Annotated in this window: 20 protein-coding genes and 1 pseudogene; all 21 read left to right on the top strand. The window is 64.4% G+C overall.

The features are described 5' to 3' along the window. Window positions 1–239 (top strand): annotated as a pseudogene (locus ACN0T5_RS11615) (hypothetical protein); the annotation flags it as partial. Window positions 240–336: 97 nt separating this feature from the next. Further along, window positions 337–642: a hypothetical protein gene (locus tag ACN0T5_RS11610; RefSeq protein WP_417768769.1), complete on the top strand. Its 306-nt coding sequence runs from the start codon at window positions 337–339 to the stop codon at window positions 640–642. 415 nt (window positions 643–1,057) lie between these two features. Continuing rightward, entirely contained in the window at window positions 1,058–1,222 is a 165-nt protein-coding gene (locus ACN0T5_RS11605) for a hypothetical protein (RefSeq protein ID WP_009573755.1), read from the top strand. Between the two features lie 200 nt (window positions 1,223–1,422). Further along, window positions 1,423–1,971 (top strand): hypothetical protein, encoded by a 549-nt coding sequence (locus tag ACN0T5_RS11600; protein WP_417768768.1) that lies wholly within the window; start codon window positions 1,423–1,425, stop codon window positions 1,969–1,971. Between the two features lie 65 nt (window positions 1,972–2,036). Then, window positions 2,037–2,453, top strand: a complete 417-nt coding sequence (locus tag ACN0T5_RS11595) for a hypothetical protein (RefSeq protein WP_417768767.1) — start codon at window positions 2,037–2,039, stop codon at window positions 2,451–2,453. Continuing rightward, window positions 2,446–3,090, top strand: coding sequence for an antitoxin of toxin-antitoxin stability system (locus ACN0T5_RS11590; RefSeq protein WP_417768766.1), 645 nt, complete (start codon window positions 2,446–2,448; stop codon window positions 3,088–3,090). Before ACN0T5_RS11595 ends, ACN0T5_RS11590 begins: the two co-directional genes overlap by 8 nt. A gap of 159 nt (window positions 3,091–3,249) precedes the next feature. Then, entirely contained in the window at window positions 3,250–7,572 is a 4,323-nt protein-coding gene (locus tag ACN0T5_RS11585) for a strawberry notch-like NTP hydrolase domain-containing protein (protein ID WP_417768765.1), read from the top strand. After that, window positions 7,572–8,618 carry a DUF7146 domain-containing protein gene (locus ACN0T5_RS11580; protein WP_273068926.1) on the top strand — a complete coding sequence of 349 codons (1,047 nt, stop codon included), beginning with the start codon at window positions 7,572–7,574 and terminating at the stop codon, window positions 8,616–8,618. The genes ACN0T5_RS11585 and ACN0T5_RS11580 overlap by 1 nt, the downstream gene beginning before the upstream one ends. Window positions 8,619–8,924: 306 nt before the next feature. Then, entirely contained in the window at window positions 8,925–9,851 is a 927-nt protein-coding gene (locus tag ACN0T5_RS11575) for a DUF2493 domain-containing protein (RefSeq protein WP_417768764.1), read from the top strand. 133 nt (window positions 9,852–9,984) lie between these two features. Further along, on the top strand, window positions 9,985–10,422 hold the full coding sequence (locus ACN0T5_RS11570) for a hypothetical protein (RefSeq protein ID WP_417768770.1): 438 nt from the start codon (window positions 9,985–9,987) through the stop codon (window positions 10,420–10,422). A gap of 555 nt (window positions 10,423–10,977) precedes the next feature. Beyond that, a complete protein-coding gene (locus tag ACN0T5_RS11565; RefSeq protein ID WP_417768763.1) occupies window positions 10,978–11,301 on the top strand; it encodes a DUF736 domain-containing protein in 324 nt (107 codons plus the stop codon). A 194-nt stretch (window positions 11,302–11,495) separates the two neighbouring features. Beyond that, window positions 11,496–11,744 (top strand): helix-turn-helix domain-containing protein, encoded by a 249-nt coding sequence (locus ACN0T5_RS11560; RefSeq protein WP_009573769.1) that lies wholly within the window; start codon window positions 11,496–11,498, stop codon window positions 11,742–11,744. 99 nt (window positions 11,745–11,843) lie between these two features. Further along, a complete protein-coding gene (locus tag ACN0T5_RS11555) occupies window positions 11,844–12,113 on the top strand; it encodes a DNA -binding domain-containing protein (protein WP_417768762.1) in 270 nt (89 codons plus the stop codon). A gap of 106 nt (window positions 12,114–12,219) precedes the next feature. Continuing rightward, the gene (locus ACN0T5_RS11550; protein ID WP_417768761.1) at window positions 12,220–12,540 is read left to right on the top strand and encodes a transcriptional regulator domain-containing protein; all 321 of its coding nucleotides are present in this window, start codon (window positions 12,220–12,222) and stop codon (window positions 12,538–12,540) included. Beyond that, on the top strand, window positions 12,485–12,994 hold the full coding sequence (locus ACN0T5_RS11545) for a DUF2285 domain-containing protein (RefSeq protein ID WP_417768760.1): 510 nt from the start codon (window positions 12,485–12,487) through the stop codon (window positions 12,992–12,994). The genes ACN0T5_RS11550 and ACN0T5_RS11545 overlap by 56 nt, the downstream gene beginning before the upstream one ends. Window positions 12,995–13,131: 137 nt before the next feature. Then, the gene (locus tag ACN0T5_RS11540; protein ID WP_093412520.1) at window positions 13,132–13,413 is read left to right on the top strand and encodes a helix-turn-helix transcriptional regulator; all 282 of its coding nucleotides are present in this window, start codon (window positions 13,132–13,134) and stop codon (window positions 13,411–13,413) included. A gap of 18 nt (window positions 13,414–13,431) precedes the next feature. Further along, window positions 13,432–14,607: a replication initiator protein A gene (locus ACN0T5_RS11535; protein WP_417768759.1), complete on the top strand. Its 1,176-nt coding sequence runs from the start codon at window positions 13,432–13,434 to the stop codon at window positions 14,605–14,607. Next, window positions 14,604–15,257 (top strand): ParA family partition ATPase, encoded by a 654-nt coding sequence (gene parA / locus ACN0T5_RS11530; protein WP_417768758.1) that lies wholly within the window; start codon window positions 14,604–14,606, stop codon window positions 15,255–15,257. The genes ACN0T5_RS11535 and parA overlap by 4 nt, the downstream gene beginning before the upstream one ends. Beyond that, on the top strand, window positions 15,254–15,508 hold the full coding sequence (locus ACN0T5_RS11525) for a hypothetical protein (protein ID WP_043870025.1): 255 nt from the start codon (window positions 15,254–15,256) through the stop codon (window positions 15,506–15,508). Before parA ends, ACN0T5_RS11525 begins: the two co-directional genes overlap by 4 nt. Continuing rightward, window positions 15,505–16,026 carry a DUF2840 domain-containing protein gene (locus ACN0T5_RS11520; RefSeq protein WP_417768757.1) on the top strand — a complete coding sequence of 174 codons (522 nt, stop codon included), beginning with the start codon at window positions 15,505–15,507 and terminating at the stop codon, window positions 16,024–16,026. The genes ACN0T5_RS11525 and ACN0T5_RS11520 overlap by 4 nt, the downstream gene beginning before the upstream one ends. Continuing rightward, on the top strand, window positions 16,023–16,565 hold the full coding sequence (locus ACN0T5_RS11515; RefSeq protein ID WP_417768756.1) for a S26 family signal peptidase: 543 nt from the start codon (window positions 16,023–16,025) through the stop codon (window positions 16,563–16,565). The genes ACN0T5_RS11520 and ACN0T5_RS11515 overlap by 4 nt, the downstream gene beginning before the upstream one ends. The last annotated feature ends 6 nt before the right edge of the window (window positions 16,566–16,571 follow it).

The following is a 16,571-nucleotide window of genomic DNA, read 5'->3' as shown; positions in this document are numbered from 1 at the left end:
GAAGCGCCCAACTCTCCGACACCCTGAAGAAGGGGGACCAGGCCAGGGAGGCCGCGCGGCCGCTCGCCGAAACCGGCTGGCTTCCGGAGCCGCTGCGCATGGTGGAGCGCGATGCCGATATCGCGATGGATGTCGGGGGCGACACGGAGGCGGATGATCTGCCTGAATTCCTTGCCGGCGATGGCGAGGATGAAGACGCCACGGAGGACGAGGAGCAGCCAATGGTCGCTGCAGAATGATCCTCAGGTGGGGCGGCGTTCGCTGCCCCGCCACATCCCTTCCGTTTCCGCAACTTGCCCGGTCCTCGTGACCGGGCTTTTTCTTTGGAGAACCCTGATGCCTGCAACGATCGATATCGACCGAATATCCCGTGAGGACCGCGCCAGTCCGCCATCCGAACGCACGCTGCCCTGGGAGGAAACCTGCGACGGTATCACCGTAGTGGTGGAGCCGAAGCCGCATTGGGCGGACGACATGCGCGCCTTCCGTCTCGAAGCCCGTGCATATTGCCGCTACGCCGACTGGACCGCGAACGGCGGTCATGCCCGGTTCTACGGTCATATCGATACCAGCGGCGATGAGGTGATGATGAGAGCGCGCGCGATGATCGCCCGCGAGATTGCCGATGGACTCTGGGACTGAAGGCCCGTCCACGTCTTACGATAGTCGCCACCGTCTTCCTGTCATGGGCCTCCATGGTTCCAGTTCCAGCATCACCACGGTGCCGGTCATTATGTTCGACATCGGTGTCCGCCCCCGTCCTCGAACACACTCCTGACAGCCGCGTGGCGGCAAGGCTGGCCGGGCGAAGCATCTGCAAGGGGGGATCCGGCGCCTGTCGGATGCAAAACACCACCCCCGCTTCCATTCGCTAACCTTGGTCTGATCCGTCTCTTTGACATTCAACCCCGGAGGGGTCGGCTTACGCATACGTGCCGCCCTCGGGGATTCGGAAAAAGTCCGAACGCCCGAGGGTGAGTGCAGATCCGGTCAGACACGTCGGGCGCCTGTCGCGCGGGGGATGGTCCCCCGCCTCCAGTGACAGGAGCCAATCCCGATGTCCTATGCAGATGCCACCGCTTTCGCCGCCAGCCTCGCCACCACGCTGATGGTCGTAATCGTCGTGTTCCAGGCCGGGGACGGAACCCACGGCGCCATGCCCGCCGACGAGTTCGACGGCGACGAAGACATGGTGAAGCTGGAACTGGATCCATGGGAGTAAGGCGCGAAAGAGCCTCACCCCAAACGGCCCGAGCGCGGAGACCCGCGCTTCGGGCCTTCAGTGCCTCACGATGGTCCCCCATCGTCGGCAGCGGAACCGGGAACAAGCCCGGTCAGAGAGGAAGAGTGCGGGCCTTTCGGCCGTGACGGGTTGAGGGCTGGAGAGAGAGGCTCACCGGCGCCCGTCATGGAGTGATCCCGATGACCTTTGCCCGTTCCGAAACCTTCCGCTCCATCCGCCAGATTCTGGCGGCCGATGTTCTGCCCGAGCTCTATCGGTCGCAAAAGCTGCCGCTACGCATCTCTTGCCTCGGCGTCGCCAGCTATGACGCCAGTGACGTGGCGAATAGCTTTGACCGCGTGATCCCGCTTGGGGAATGCCCGTCACCGGAGGAGGCCATCCAGGCCGCTGCCTTGCGCCTGTCGCGCGGTGATATTTGCACAGGGCCGAATAGCTTTCCGTATTTCCAGCCGCGCATCATGCTCATTCAGGACCGCGATCAGCGCCTGGTCCTCGCCGGCGAAATCCGCGCCGGCATTATCCTCTGGCAACAGCCGGTCGCATCCGATGCCGAGGCCCGCAGAATCGTGACCGAGGCCAGTCGCCTGCGCGGTATGGCGTTCCGGGCATCTGACCCCGTTGATGCGAGACGGCTGCGTTACCGCGCCGCTGCGCTGGAGGCCCGGCTGGTCGATCCCTTCTGGCGCGACGCCGCGGCTGATTTGCTCCGCCTGCCACAGGCCGCATGAGCTTCATCATTTTTTACGCATTCGGCCCGGTCGTGCATCGGGCCATGTCTTCTCAGGAGACCATCATGGCCGACTATTTCACGCACTTTTCTTGCCTGCTTGACGTGGGCACCCCCGAAAACGCTGCCCGCGCACTCGATCTCTACAACGCACTGGCGGATGACACTGCCGCCGAAGATCCGTCATCGGACGGCTTCGTGCTCTCCATCCAGCCAGAACATGGTGGCACTCAGCTCTGGATGCGTGATGACGTCACCGGCGATCCCGAGCATGTCATCCAGTTCGTCAAACGCTGCGCCACCGAGTTTGGTCTGACGGGTCTATGGGGCCTTCAATACGCAAACAGTTGCTCTCGGCCGAGAATCGACGGCTTCGGCGGCGGCGCGCATGTCCTTGATCTTGCTACCGGCGAGACGGTGGACTGGATCTATACCGATGGCTGGCTTTCCTCCGTTCTCGAAGGGAGAGAACCCTATGCCTGAGATCATCGAAACCACCGTCTATCGCCTCGAAGAGCTTTCCGATGCGGCGAGGGAGAAGGCTCGCGCCTGGTATCGCGAGGGCGGCTTAGATTATGACTGGTACGATGCCGTCTACGAGGATTTCCAGCGTATTGCGGAAATCCTCGGGCTGAACCTCAAGACCCGAACCGTCCGGTTGATGGGCGGCGGCACACGGCAAGACCCCTGCATCTGGTTCCGGGGCTTTTCCTCGCAGGGGGACGGCGCGTGCTTTGAATCCTGGTATTCCTACCCGAAGGATGCTCCGCGCCTTATTCGGGAGCACGCACCACAGGACACCGAATTGCATCGCATCGCCGATGCCCTTCAGGCGATCCAGCGTCGAAACTTCTATCAGCTTCGCGCCGAGGCCAGCCATCGCGGCCATTATTATCACGAATACTGCATGTCGATCTCGGCCGAGCGCGACAGCCCGACCGGGCAGGACATGACCGCCGACGCCGAAGAGGTGGTTATCGAGGCGTTGCGCGATCTGGCCCGCTGGCTCTATCGCCAGCTCGAGCGCGAGTTTGACTACATGTCGTCGGATGATGTCGTCGATGAGACTATCATCGCCAACGGTTACACCTTCACTGAAGCCGGTCGCCGCTTCGGATGATCCCGAGAAGGCACCGACAAGCGCCCCGCCGTCCGGTTGGGGCGCTTTTCTTATGCTGTGCTTTGAGAGTGAGAGGTGGGCCGGAAAGGGTCAGGTCCGGGCGGTCGAGAGAGAGCACCTTCCGGGCTTGTCTTTCCCGCTCTCCTGAGGATCCCCGACATGAACATCTCGTCTCCCGTGACCGATCCGGTCACGCCGCTGGCAACTGCGCCCGCGATCCTGGCTGCCGCCCATCTCATCCTTCCCCATCTCGAACGCGGTCAGCGCGTCGATGCTGCGATCCTGCGCGGTGCGATGGAAACCGCTTTCGGTGCCTCCGACGCCACCGGCGTCTGGGACTGGAAGCTGGCCTACGAGGCTTGCGAAGTCGCTACCGTCCTTTTCTTACGCAAATACGGAAAGGCGCTTTTCCGCAAAGCCGGTTCTCCGGTGTCCCGGCTCGATCTGCTGGCGAAGATCGCGGGGTTGCTGCCCACGCAGACCCGCCGCTCCGAGGAAAGCCAGAGCTTCCAGCAGTTCAGCACGCCTCTGCCTCTCGGCCTTGCCGCGCTGGCGGCGGCCGCGATCACGCCGGACGATGTGGTGCTGGAGCCCTCAGCCGGCACCGGCCTGATGGCGATCCTGGCACAGGCTGTCGGCGGCTCGCTGATCCTCAACGAACTCGCCGAGACCCGCGCCGATCTTCTCTCTTCACTCTTTCCGGCCCTTCCCGTCACCCGGTTCGACGCAGCCCAGATCGACGATCATCTGGCCACGAACGCCGTGCCGTCTGTGGTTCTGATGAACCCACCTTTCTCGGTCATGGCCAATGTCGAGGGACGGATGACGGATGCTGCGTATCGTCATGTCGCCTCGGCGCTGGCCCGTCTCACCCCTGGCGGGCGGTTGGTCACGATCACCGGCGCGAATTTCGGACCGGAAGCCAAGGCTTGGCGCGACGCCTTCATACGCCTGCAGGACCGCGGCCGCGTGGTCTTCACCGCGGCCATCGACGGAGCGGTCTTCGCCAGGCATGGCACCAGCATCGACACGCGGCTGACGGTGATCGACAAGCTGCCCGCCGACGATCCGTCAGTCTTCCCTGTCTCGGCAGGAACCGCACCCGATGTTGTCACGCTGCTCGGCTGGATCGAAAGCCAGCTTCCGCTGCGCTTGCCGGTGTCGCTGCCGAAGGTCGCTTCTCCCGTGCCGGCGGCTGCCCCGAAGACCGTGCGCAGTTATCTCGCTCGCGCCACAGCGTCCCGACCCGCCGCCGCACCAGCGTCCGATCCCGAGGGGGTGGAGCTCGAGTATGAGACCGTGGACTGGGCGCCGCCCGAGGGCGCGCGCTTGTCGGACGCGATCTATGAGGAATATGCGCTGCAATCGCTGCGCATTCCCGGCGCCGAGCCGCACCCGACCAGGCTGGTGCAATCCGCTGCCATGGCCTCGGTCGCGCCGCCAAAACCGTCCTACCGGCCCATGCTGCCCGCTGACATCCGTACCCGGCTCTCCGACGCGCAGTTGGAGACGGTGATCTACGCCGGGGAAGCCCATGTCGATCACCTCGCGGGTGCCTGGACCGTGGACGAGAACTTCGACAAGGTGAGCGCCGCCGCCGAGGATGCTGCCGGCGCTGTCCGTTTCCGCCGCGGCTTCATGCTCGGTGACGGCACCGGTGCCGGCAAGGGCCGTCAGTCGGCCGGGATCATCCTCGACAACTGGCTGCGCAGTCGGCGCAAGGCGGTCTGGATCTCCAAATCCGACAAGCTGATCGAAGACGCGCAACGCGACTGGTCGGCGCTTGGCATGGAACGCCTGCTGGTCACGCCGCTCTCGCGCTTCCCTCAAGGCGCAAAGATCACGCTGACCGAGGGCATCCTGTTCACCACCTATGCCACGCTACGCTCCGATGACCGCGGAGAGAAGGTTTCGCGCGTCAAGCAGATCGTCGAATGGTTGGGCACCGATTTCGATGGGGTCATCATCTTCGACGAAAGCCATGCGATGCAGAATGCCGGTGGCGGCAAGGGAGACCGCGGCGATATCGCCGCCTCGCAGCAGGGACGCGCAGGCCTGCGGCTCCAGCATGCCCTGCCGGATGCCCGAGTGGTCTACGTCTCTGCGACCGGCGCCACCACGGTCCACAATCTCGCCTATGCGCAGCGTCTCGGTCTCTGGGGTGGCGAGGATTTCCCGTTTGCAACCCGCGCCGAGTTCGTCGAGGCGATCGAAGCCGGTGGCGTTGCGGCCATGGAAGTGCTGGCCCGCGATCTGCGGTCCCTCGGCCTCTACACCGCCCGCTCGCTTTCCTATGATGGCGTCGAATATGAACTGATCGAGCATCAGCTCACGGATGAACAGCGGCGCATCTATGATGCCTATGCCGGAGCTTTCGCCGTCATTCACAACAATCTCGATGCGGCGATGGAGGCGGCCAACATCACCGGCAGTGAAGGCACGCTAAACCGGCAGGCCAAATCCGCCGCGCGCTCGGCCTTTGAGAGCACCAAGCAGCGTTTCTTCGGCCATCTGCTGACCTCGATGAAAACCCCGACGCTGATCCGTTCGATCGAAGCCGATCTGGCGGCGGGCCATGCGGCCGTCATCCAGATCGTCTCGACCGGCGAGGCGCTGATGGAACGGCGGCTGTCCGAGATACCCACCGACGAATGGAACGACATCTCCGTCGACGTCACGCCAAGGGAATATGTCGGCTCATATTTGCAGCATTCCTTCCCGGTGCAGCTCTACGAGCCTTTCACCGACAGCGAGGGCAATCTTTCGTCGCGGCCAGTGTTCCGGGACGGCCAGCCGGTCGAAAGCCGCGAAGCCGTAGCCCGGCGCGATGAGATGCTGGAGCAGCTGGGTTCGCTTCCGCCTGTCCCGGGCGCGCTCGACCAGATCGTTCAGCGCTTCGGCACCGATCTGGTGGCGGAGGTTACGGGGCGGTCCCGGCGCATCGTGCGCAAGGGCGATGGCGCATCGGCCCGCCTGGTCGTAGAGAGCCGTGCGCCCTCCGCCAACCTTGCCGAGACTTCGGCCTTCATGGATGACCAGAAGCGCATTCTGGTCTTCTCGGATGCGGGAGGCACCGGGCGCAGCTATCACGCCGAACTCTCGGTGCGGAACCAGCGCCTGCGGGTGCACTACCTGCTGGAGCCGGGCTGGAAGGCCGATGCCGCCATTCAGGGGCTCGGGCGCACCAACCGCACCAATCAGGCGCAACCACCGCTCTTCCGGCCCATCGCCACGGATGTGAAGGCCGAGAAGCGGTTCCTCAGCACGATCGCCCGCCGCCTCGACACCCTGGGTGCGATCACGCGCGGGCAGCGCCAGACCGGCGGCCAAGGCCTGTTCCGGCCCGAGGATAATCTGGAATCCGCCTATGCCCGCGATGCGCTGCGCCAGCTCTATCTGCTGATCGTGCGCGGCAAGGTCGAGGGCTGCTCGCTCGAACGGTTTGAATCGGCCACCGGCCTGAAGCTGATGGACGCGAATGGCATCAAGGACGACCTGCCGCCGATCACGACCTTCCTCAATCGCCTACTGGCGCTGACCATTGAGTTGCAGGGTATCCTGTTCTCGGCATTCGAGCAGCTTCTGCAGGCCCGGATCGACGGGGCGATTGCCTCAGGCACCTATGACATGGGGCTGGAGACGCTGCGTGCAGAGAGCTTCATCGTCACCGACCGGCAGGTAATCCACACCCATCCGGGTACTGGTGCGGAAACGCGGCTGCTGACCCTGACCGAGCGCAAGCGCAATCAGCCGGTCACGCTGGATGCAGCGCTGGCGGAGCTGGATGATCCGCGGGTGAAGCTGCTCGTGAACGAGCGATCCGGTCGCGCTGCCGTACAGATCCCGACCACCAGCGTCATGCTGGATGATGGCGAGATCGAGCGCCGCGTCCGGCTGATCCGGCCGATGGAAGCAATGAACCTGCCCATGCGGGCGATGGGCGAGACCCACTGGGTAGAGGCCGAGCGCGCTGCCTTCGCCTCGGCATGGCAGGCCGAGTTGGACGAAGTGCCGGAGTTCACCGACAGCATCCTGCATATGGTGACCGGGCTCCTGCTGCCGATCTGGAAACGCTTGCCGCAAGACTCCTCCCGCGTCTATCGACTCCAGACCGACGAGGGCGAACGCATCATCGGTCGCCGTGTCTCGTCGGCATGGGCTACCAATGCTTCGACCAGTGGCGTCACCAGCAGCCTGACGCCGGATGCCGCCTATGCCGCGTTAATCGAAGGCCGAACGATCCTTGATCTCACCGAGGGGCTGCAACTGCGCCGCGTCCGCGTCATGGGCGCGAACCGTATCGAACTCACCGGCTTCACCGCTACCATGCGCGATCGGTTGCGAACCTATGGTCTCTTCAGCGAGATCATCTCATGGAAACTCCGCTTCTTCGTGCCGGTGGGCGCATCGGGGCCGGAGATCATCGGCAAACTGGTCGACCGCTTCCCGGTCGAGCGCATCTCCGAGCGGGGGGCTGCGTGATGGCACGTCTCAACGCTTCCGAGCTGGCGCAGCGTCTTGGTCGCCAGGCCGAGGCGGTGTGCCGCCACTATCTCTCGAATGGGCGCAAGCAGGGCAATTACTGGCAGGTTGGGGATGTGCGAAACACGCCCGGTCGCTCCATGTTCGTCCGTCTGACCGGGCCGGAGTCTGGCAAGGGCGCAGCCGGCAAATGGACCGATGCGCAGAGCGGGGAACATGGCGATCTGCTCGACGTGATCGGCGAAAGCCTCGGCCTCATCGATTTCGCGGACATCGCCGAAGAAGCCCGCCGCTTCCTCAGCCTGCCGCATCCCGAACCGGAGCCAGGGTCCCGAAAGTTCCGAACACCGCCAGCGCCATCCGGATCGTCCGAAGCGGCGCGTCGCCTCTGGCGCATGACGCAGCCGCTCACCGGCAGTCTCGCAGAGACGTACTTACGGCAACGCGGCATTGCGGATTTACGCGGAAGAGCAAATCTGCGCTTCCATCCGACCTGCTACTGGCAGCCGGAAGGCGACGGCCCAACCGAAACCTGGCCGGCCATGATCGCCGCCGTCACCGACCTCGACGGCAGGATCACCGGTGCGCATCGCACCTGGCTTCAACGTGACGGCTCCGGGAAAGCGCCGATCGATCCGCCGAGAAAAGCGATGGGAGACCTGCTCGGAAACGCCGTCCGGTTTGGCGAGGCGCAGGATGTCATGGCGGCAGGCGAGGGGATCGAAACCATCCTCTCGCTGCGGCAGGCATTGCCGTTCCTGCCGATGGCCTCCGCACTTTCGGCCGGGCATCTCGCCGCCATCCAGTTCCCGCCGCAACTGCGCAGGCTCTATATCGTCCGCGACAACGATCCGGCAGGCGACGCCGCACGGGACAGCCTGGTGGACGGGGCCATCGAGGCCGGGATTGAGGCAATCACGCTTTCGCCCATGCTGGGAGATTTCAACGATGATCTCGTCAGTTTCGGCCTGGAGGCGCTTCGGGCGCAGATCCGGGTGCAGATCGCCCCCGAGGACGTCAGCCGCTTCATGGCGCTTGCGTCATAGCCAGAGAGGGCCGTGATCGGAGATAACCGATCCCGCCATGGGCAAGGGGGTGCGGCACCTCGGCAAGGAGGCCGCGCCTTGGCCTTCTTGAGAGGGCGAGCGGCCCACAAACGCTCCGGCCCGGCAATGGCGGCGCCCGACTGATTTCCGTCGGCGGCGGAGCCGCCTTTACAGCGCGAAACAAATCAGCCGGGCTTTGCCATCAAGGCCCTCGCAAAGAGCTCGGGCTGTCAGACCGGAGCGCCCGTGGGCTTGTCGTCGCCATGAAGGCCGCGACGGTCGCGGTCCAGCCGAAGGACACATCCCATGTATGCCCATGACGAATTCGAACCCGATCACAGCACATCTCCCACTGGCCATGTCATTGAAGCGCTCGAACTCTATGGCTACCATCCAGCCGAGGGCGAGGCCGATCCCCGGATCACGCCCGAGGATACCGCCATCCAGGGCGCGGTTGCCGACATCTTCGATGCCCTGATCTCCACCATGGCCGACACCAGCCTCGATTTCGACCTCGACGAGATCATGTGGTCCACCGTCAATACCTTCCACCGCGCCGTCGAGCGGATCGAACGCAAACTCGACGATAACGAGCAGGCCCAGAAGCGCCTTCAGCGCGAACAGGACGGAAGCGAGGTCAAATCCGTCCAGCTCGAAACCCTGATCGGTATCGGCCAGAGCCTGATCGAGCGCCGCGACAGCATGGAGACCTTCCGCGAGACCGCCGCCGACCTCTACCTGCGCAGCACCGGCACGCCCTGGTCGCCGCGCTCCGGCTCACGGGTCAACCATCGCCAGATGACCTCGGCCATGATCGACAGCCGCGATTTCCTCGCCGCCAAGCGACGGGCCGACAACGAGGTGCTACTGCCCGCCGGACCGAAGATTGCTTTCTCGGGCGGGGAGACCACCGATCACCGGACGATCTGGGCCAGGCTCGATCACGTTCATGCCAAGCACCCCGACATGGTGCTCCTGCATGGCGGATCGCCAAAAGGCGCCGAACGCATCGCCGCCACCTGGGCCGACAACCGCAAGGTGCCGCAGGTCGCCTTCAAGCCTGACTGGACCAAACACGCCAAGGCCGCGCCCTTCAAGCGCAACGACCGTATGCTCGATACCATGCCGATCGGGGTCATCGTCTTCCCCGGAACGGGCATCCAGGAAAACCTCGCCGACAAGGCCCGCAAGATGGGCATTCCGGTCTACCGCATGGCGGAGGGCAGCGCGTGAGCGCTGCCAGCAATCCGTCGACACCATGCCCGGCAGAACTCTCGCCATGCCGGGCGATTTCATGCTATGTTCGCCTTGCGCCATGGTGGTGGTGGAAGGCGCGACCGTTCCAAGTCAAACGGGAGACTCCACCATGATCGTTCTCGGAATCCTCGCATCTTTCGCGGCCATTGCGGGCCTGTGCTGGTTGGTGTTCAACCTCGCGGTCTTCGCCCTGCCGTTCCTCGTCGGACTTCATACCGGCATTTGGGCCTATGGAACCGGCGCAGGCTGGTTCGGTGCAATCCTCGTCGGCGGCTTCGCTGCTGGGTTGACGCTTGCCATCGGTCAGGCGCTGATCATGCACGTGCGCCCGCTCTGGGCGCGGTTTTTCATCGCGCTGATCTTCGTGGTGCCGGCGGTGCTCGCTGGCTTCCACGCAACCCTCGGGATCGCCAGGGCCATGATGCCCTCGGAGACCTGGCAGATGATCTTCGCCGTCATCGGCGCTGGCGCTGTAGGCGTTTCCGCCTTTCTTCGCATTGCCGGTTCGGCAGCCGAGCCTTCGGACAGCTCTCCTGTGAGCGCCTGACACTGCAGGCGATCCGATGAGGCGGGGCCTGATCAGTGCTGGACTGTCATCCCAATCCTCAGATTGCCGGTATGGGGCGATGTGCGGATCGGCATGAGGCCCGCATCGCGGCCGGTGGCCGTGCGGTGGGAATGGCGGACCGTTCGAGCGACAAATCGCACCTGCGATCGCGGGGAGGACGCCGGGCGGGGCGCCTGGAGAACGACGCGCATGGCCTGTCGCGGGTGAGCCAATTCGCCGGTGAAAAGCCGGTTAGGTTGAGGGGCATCCACGGTTGCCAGCGTCTCCGTTCTGACCCGTCCCATGTCCGCTCCATACGGCCCTTTCAATGGCCTGATCTGGCCGAAGACCGGCTGCGCCTCGACCGGCTTGGCGCAACAGCGCCGCCATAACTTTCTTCCCCTGGGCTGTGCCCATTCCGCGCGGAACAAGAAAGTTCTGCCTTTGCTGTCCAGCCCCCGGTACGCCGGGGGTGCGCCGCCGGTCGTCTCCGGCCTGTCGATCGCCATCGGGCCGCAATGGTGCGGACCCGGAAACGGAAAAAGGAGACTTAAAATGGCAACCATCGGCACCTTCAAGAAGACCGGCAACGAATTCACCGGCGAAATCGTCACCCTCAGCGTTCAGGTCCAGGGCGTGCGCATCATCCCCGACACCCGCGCCACCGGCGAGAACGCCCCCAGCCACCGGGTCCTGGTCGGCCGCGCCGAGATCGGCGCCGCCTGGTCCAAGCGCTCAGGCGAGGGCCGCGACTATCTGGGCCTCAAGCTGGACGATCCGAGCTTCACCGCCCCGATCTACGCCAACCTCTTCGACGACGAGGACGGCGAGAGCTACGCTCTGATCTGGTCCCGCCCCAACGGTCGCCGCGGCGAATAACGCCGTCGCGAGGCCCCGGTCGTAAGACCGGGGCCGATCGCCAAACAAGGCAACCGAATCAGTTCCCGAAATTTGCGACGCCAAAACGGAAACGCGATGTAAACAAGTCAGAATTTTGGTGGTGAAATTCTGATAGGCGACTATAATAGTCGTAGTTCTGGCGTTTGCGCCGGGCCGGATGGGAGGTGATCTGCATGATCACCGCCCGACAATCACGGGCCGCGCGCGCGCTTCTTGGCTGGACACAGGAGCAGCTTGCGGATGAGGCCCGGGTATCTTTGACCGCGCTCAAGCGCCTCGAGTCCGAAAGCGGGCTCGAGGTCTACGAGACCACGCGCGATCAGGTCCGACGGGCTTTCGAGGCGAATGGCATTCTGCTCCTGAACTCCGACCAGGGGATAGGAGTGATGCATGTTCAGGCGAAGGCTGCCTCGAAGGCCTGACCTTTCCGGCAGGTTTTGCAGAGAGCCGAATTGCGCTATTGCCGTGCTCACGAAAACGTCAACCTTCTGTGCTAGGATTGTACAGAAGCCGCAGTGGGGATGCGTGTGACGATCAGCAGCTTGCAGGATGTGCCGCCGCAGGGGGCCGTGGTGACGGAGTATGACCGTCGTCACATGACGCAGTACATGCGTTTGCTCGATGCTGCAGGCGAGGGCGCGAGCTGGCAGGAGGCCGCGCAGATCATCCTGGGTCTCAATGCGCAGAAAGAGCCGGAGCGGGCGCGCATGGTCTATGACGCCCATCTTGAACGCGCGCGCTGGCTGAGTTCCGAGGGCTATCGGCAATTGGCGGCGGGGCGAACCGCCTGAGGAGGTGATGCGCCGCGCACATCACCTAATGCCTTGGGGTGGGCTTCCCAAGTGATTGACCTCTTGGAATCCTTTCTCGTGATCAACCCAGGGGAGAGGCGATGCCATGCAACCTGATCGCTCGAATTGGCGTGACCAGGCCGCCTACGACTATCTCGATGATCTGGCTGCGCCGGACCTCGGCTGGGAATGCCTGCGCCGCAATCCCGAATATCAGCATGATTACGCGAAGCTCGCAGGAGAACCCCCGGAGAGGGTTGATCTGATGGATCAGGTCGGCCGTCGATGGGGGTTGTGCTTTCCCGATCCGGCCCGGGCTGCCCGCCTCCGTTGCGGAGGTGTTCTGGTGTCCGGCGGTCGATACAGGTGTCGTGGTGCTCGTTGCCGCCCCCGAGGCACTGGCCGAAGAGGCAGACGCCCCCGGTAGTGAAATAGTTGCCCCGACGGGCAGGGCGTCCCCCATTGGCAAGCACCTGCGCCACAGGCTGCCGGACGGGACATACCTGCATCTCGTCGCTCCCCTGAAACAAGACGGTCGGCTTGTGGCCACCGTTCCTCTCGGCCTCGACGGGCTCGACCGCATCGAAGCAATCCAGCGGCTCCTGGCGGATCAGCATCGACGTCGATCCATCCCCCGCGACACCCGTCTGACCGCGCAGCAGAAAGCGCGCCTGCGGCGTGTCCTTCAAGCCTCCGACGCCGCCTTCCATGGCGCGACCCAGAAGCAGATCGCCGAGGTCTTGTTCCGGACCGGTCGCCTGGACCGCGATGAATGGCAGGTCTCCTCGGCCCGCTTTGCCGTCTCCAGCCTCCTTCGCGAGGGGCGTGACCTGATCGCTGGCGGCTATCGCAAGCTCCTGCGTCACCAGCGCCGCCTCTAGGTCGGCGATCCCGCGCCGCGGTGTGCGAATTTACCCCTGCTACCTTCCCACTGCATCTGACCGGACGCGCTTCGCCATCGTGACCGTCATCAGCCGCTGTTTCGCGGCACTAGTCACACACAGTAGGGAGACGCCCGATGTCCGCCATCTCAACCGAACTTCCCCCGCGCTATCTGCGCACCAAGGAAGCCGCCCAGTTCCTGAGCCTGTCGGCTCGGACGCTGGAGAAGCACCGGACCTATGGCACCGGTCCCGCCTACCACAAGCTGGGCGGACGCGTGGTCTATGCGATCGAGGACCTGCAGGCCTGGGTCGGACGCGGCGCCGTCACCTCGACATCCGACCCGCGCGGGCAGGTGCTGCCGGCGAAACGCCACACGCTCGCCAACCTCCCGCAGCCCGGCCGCTTCGTGCGCTGACCTGGGGGCGACACCTTCATGACCGATGGACGCAGACCCCGTTCCGAGCGTGGACAGCTCGATCTGTTCCGCGCGCTGCCCGGGGATTTCGCCCCAAGAGATGCGCAAGACCTCATGGCCTATCCCTTTTTCTCCCTCGCCAAATCCAAACGGGTCGCACCGATCGACTTTGCCGCTGGCAACGTCAGCATCCGGGTCGAGGCGGTTCCCGATCACGGTATGGCCACAATCTGGGATGCCGACATCCTGATCTGGGCAGCGAGCCAGATCGTCGAGGCGCGTGACGCGGGGCTGCGCACTTCCCGGCTGATGGCCGCCACCCCTTACGAGATCCTCACCTATGTCGGTCGCGGAACCGGTGCGCGGGACTATCAGCGTCTGAAGGCGGCGCTGGATCGTCTGCAGTCGACGACAATCTCCACCTCGATCCGGCAGCCGGCGGAAGGACGCCGCCATCGCTTTTCCTGGATCAACGAATGGCAGGAGCGCAGCGACAGGGACGGGCGTCCGGACGGCATCGAGCTGATTGTGCCCGACTGGTTCTACCAGGCCGTGCTCGACAATGCGCTCGTCCTCACCATTGATCGGGCGTATTTCGACCTGACTGGCGGGCTCGACCGTTGGCTCTATCGCCTGGTGCGCAAGCACGGTGGCCGGCAGCGGGATGGCTGGCGTTTCGACTTCCATCATCTTCACCAGAAGTCCGGGGCGCTGTCCCCCTTCAAGCGCTTCGCCTTCGAGCTTCGCGACATCATCCAGCGGCAGCCGCTGCCGGGCTACACGCTCTTTCTCGAGACTGAGGTTGGTGGACGCAAGCTGCTGGCTTTCGAGCCTGCGCCGGGCTGTGGAAAACCTGTGAATGGGCTCGTGCTATCGGGAACCCGGGCTATCGTGCTATCGGGAACCAAAGGCTCGTGCTATCAGGAACCCAAACAGGGGGTAACGCACGGAAGAAAAAGCGGAAATTGCCCCCTTAACTTAGAGTCTAACAAAGAGTCTAACTTTGAAGGGCGCGCGCGTGATGTGGAAAACCTCATCCGTGCCACCGCAAAAAGCCTCAGCCAGGCCGGTAAGACGAAGGCAGCCGTCGCCCCATCGGTGCCGCGAACGGCTTCCGATCAGGGTGTCGCAGCAGCCTCCGATCATCCAGATACGCCCCGCCTTCCTCTCGAATTGCCGGGAGATGGCGAATGATCATCGCTCTGCTCAATCAGAAGGGTGGCGTCGGCAAGACGACGCTGGCGCTCCATATTGCTGGTGAATTGGCGATGCAGGGCAAGCGTGTCACCCTGATCGATGCCGACCCGCAAGGCTCCGCCCTGGACTGGTCGCAGCAACGCGCCCGCGAAGGTCTGCCGCGGCTCTTCGGCACCCTCGGCCTAGCCCGTGACACCCTGCACCGCGAAGTCCCCGAACTTGCCCGCACAGTCGATCATGTCGTTATTGATGGCCCACCGCGTGTTGCGGGGCTCATGCGCTCAGCGCTGCTCACCGCCGATCTGGTGCTGATCCCGGTACAGCCCTCGCCATTCGATGGCTGGGCCTCTGCCGAGATGCTGTCCCTCCTTGCGGAGGCCCGCATATATCGGCCGGAACTTGTAGCTCGCTTCCTGCTCAACCGCTGTGGCGCGCGCACCGTCATCGCCCGGGACACCGCCGAGGCGCTGGCGGATCACAATCCTCCTGTGCTTGCCAGCACGATTGGTCAGCGCGTCGTCTTTGCGGATGCGGCGCAAACCGGTCGCCTCGCCAGTGACATCGACCGTCAATCGCCTGCTGCCCGAGAGATCGCGGCGCTGACGTCTGAGATCGGGCGCCTCGGTCTTGGGAAGGTGGCGGTATGACCGGGCGCAATGACAAGCGTGGTTTCGCCGCGCGGCCAGTCGATGCCGAGACCTGGATCAAGGCCGGCGAGGCGCCATCCGCACACGGTCGCGCGGCGGCGATCTATACGGCCCGGCTCACCATCGACATCACCCCGGACCTGCGCGGTCGCATCAAGGTCGCAGCTTTCAGCCGAGGCGTCACTGTCGCTGACATGCTGCGCGAGTTGCTCGGGCGCGAATATCCGGAACCCGAAGGAGAACCTCAATGACCGGCTTTGTGATCCCTGACGTGACGGGAGACGGACGTTTCGACGCCCATTCCCGCGGCGCGCTGACGCGCGTGGAACTGACCTGGGTGGAGAAGCGGATCGAGTTCTGGATCAGGTTCGGCCAGGAGGCCGGAACGCAGATCCTCGACCGCAGCCGCCGCATCGTCTTCTTCCGTCCCGGCACCGTGTTTGGCTTCGTCCGCTGGACGGCGAATGACTACGGTACCGTTGTCTCGCGCATCGACATTGTTCGCGCGATCGCGGCTGGCAACTCCTACCAGACGCTGCCCTTTGTGCGTCCCGGTGGCGAGATTTTGTTGAAAATCGAAGGCTGGCCCAAGGTCGAAGAGGTCCTGCGCCATATCGATGCCATCGAGGGTCTCGGCATCGATCCGGCCGACGTCGATCCCGATCACTGGCGTCATGTCGGGCACTGGATGAAGGCGGGCGAAGCGCCGCGACCCTATACGGCGGAACGCCATGCCGCATGGCTCCGGCGTCGGGAGATCGGAAAATGACCCACGTCCGCTACATCGTGGCGACGGTTGCCGCGCTCGCCGCCGTCATCGCCGGCAGCATTCCGACTGCGCCACGGCTGGTCTGGAACGCCTCGGCCAGCGTGCCGATCGGTTTCTACACCATCGCACCAACGGATCGGCTCGAGGTGCCAGATCTGGTCGCCGTTATGCCGCCCGAACCCCTTGCGGGTTTCATGGTCGCGCGCGGCTATGTCGGTCGCGATGTGCCGATCCTGAAGCACGTCATCGGGCTGCCGGGACAACGGGTCTGCCGTGAGGGCGCCGCGATCACCGTCGATGGCAGACACCTGGGGGAGGCGCGAGAGCGCGACAGCCAGGGCCGCGATCTTCCCGTCTGGCAGGGCTGCCGCACCATCGCGGAGGGCGAGGTCTTCCTGATGAACCCGGCGGTCGCTGACAGTTTCGACGGCCGCTACTTCGGCCCGTTCCCCACCTCGGCAGTGATCGGCCGGGCCAGTCCACTGTTCACCGACGAGGGTGGCGATGGACGCCTCGTCTGGCGCGCGCCGGATCGGTGACGGCGC

This window comes from Stappia sp. (assembly GCF_048261845.1).
Classification (GTDB): domain Bacteria; phylum Pseudomonadota; class Alphaproteobacteria; order Rhizobiales; family Stappiaceae; genus Stappia.
The sequence above is the reverse complement of the archived record's forward strand: the minus strand, read 5'-3'. Positions and strand labels throughout refer to the sequence as shown.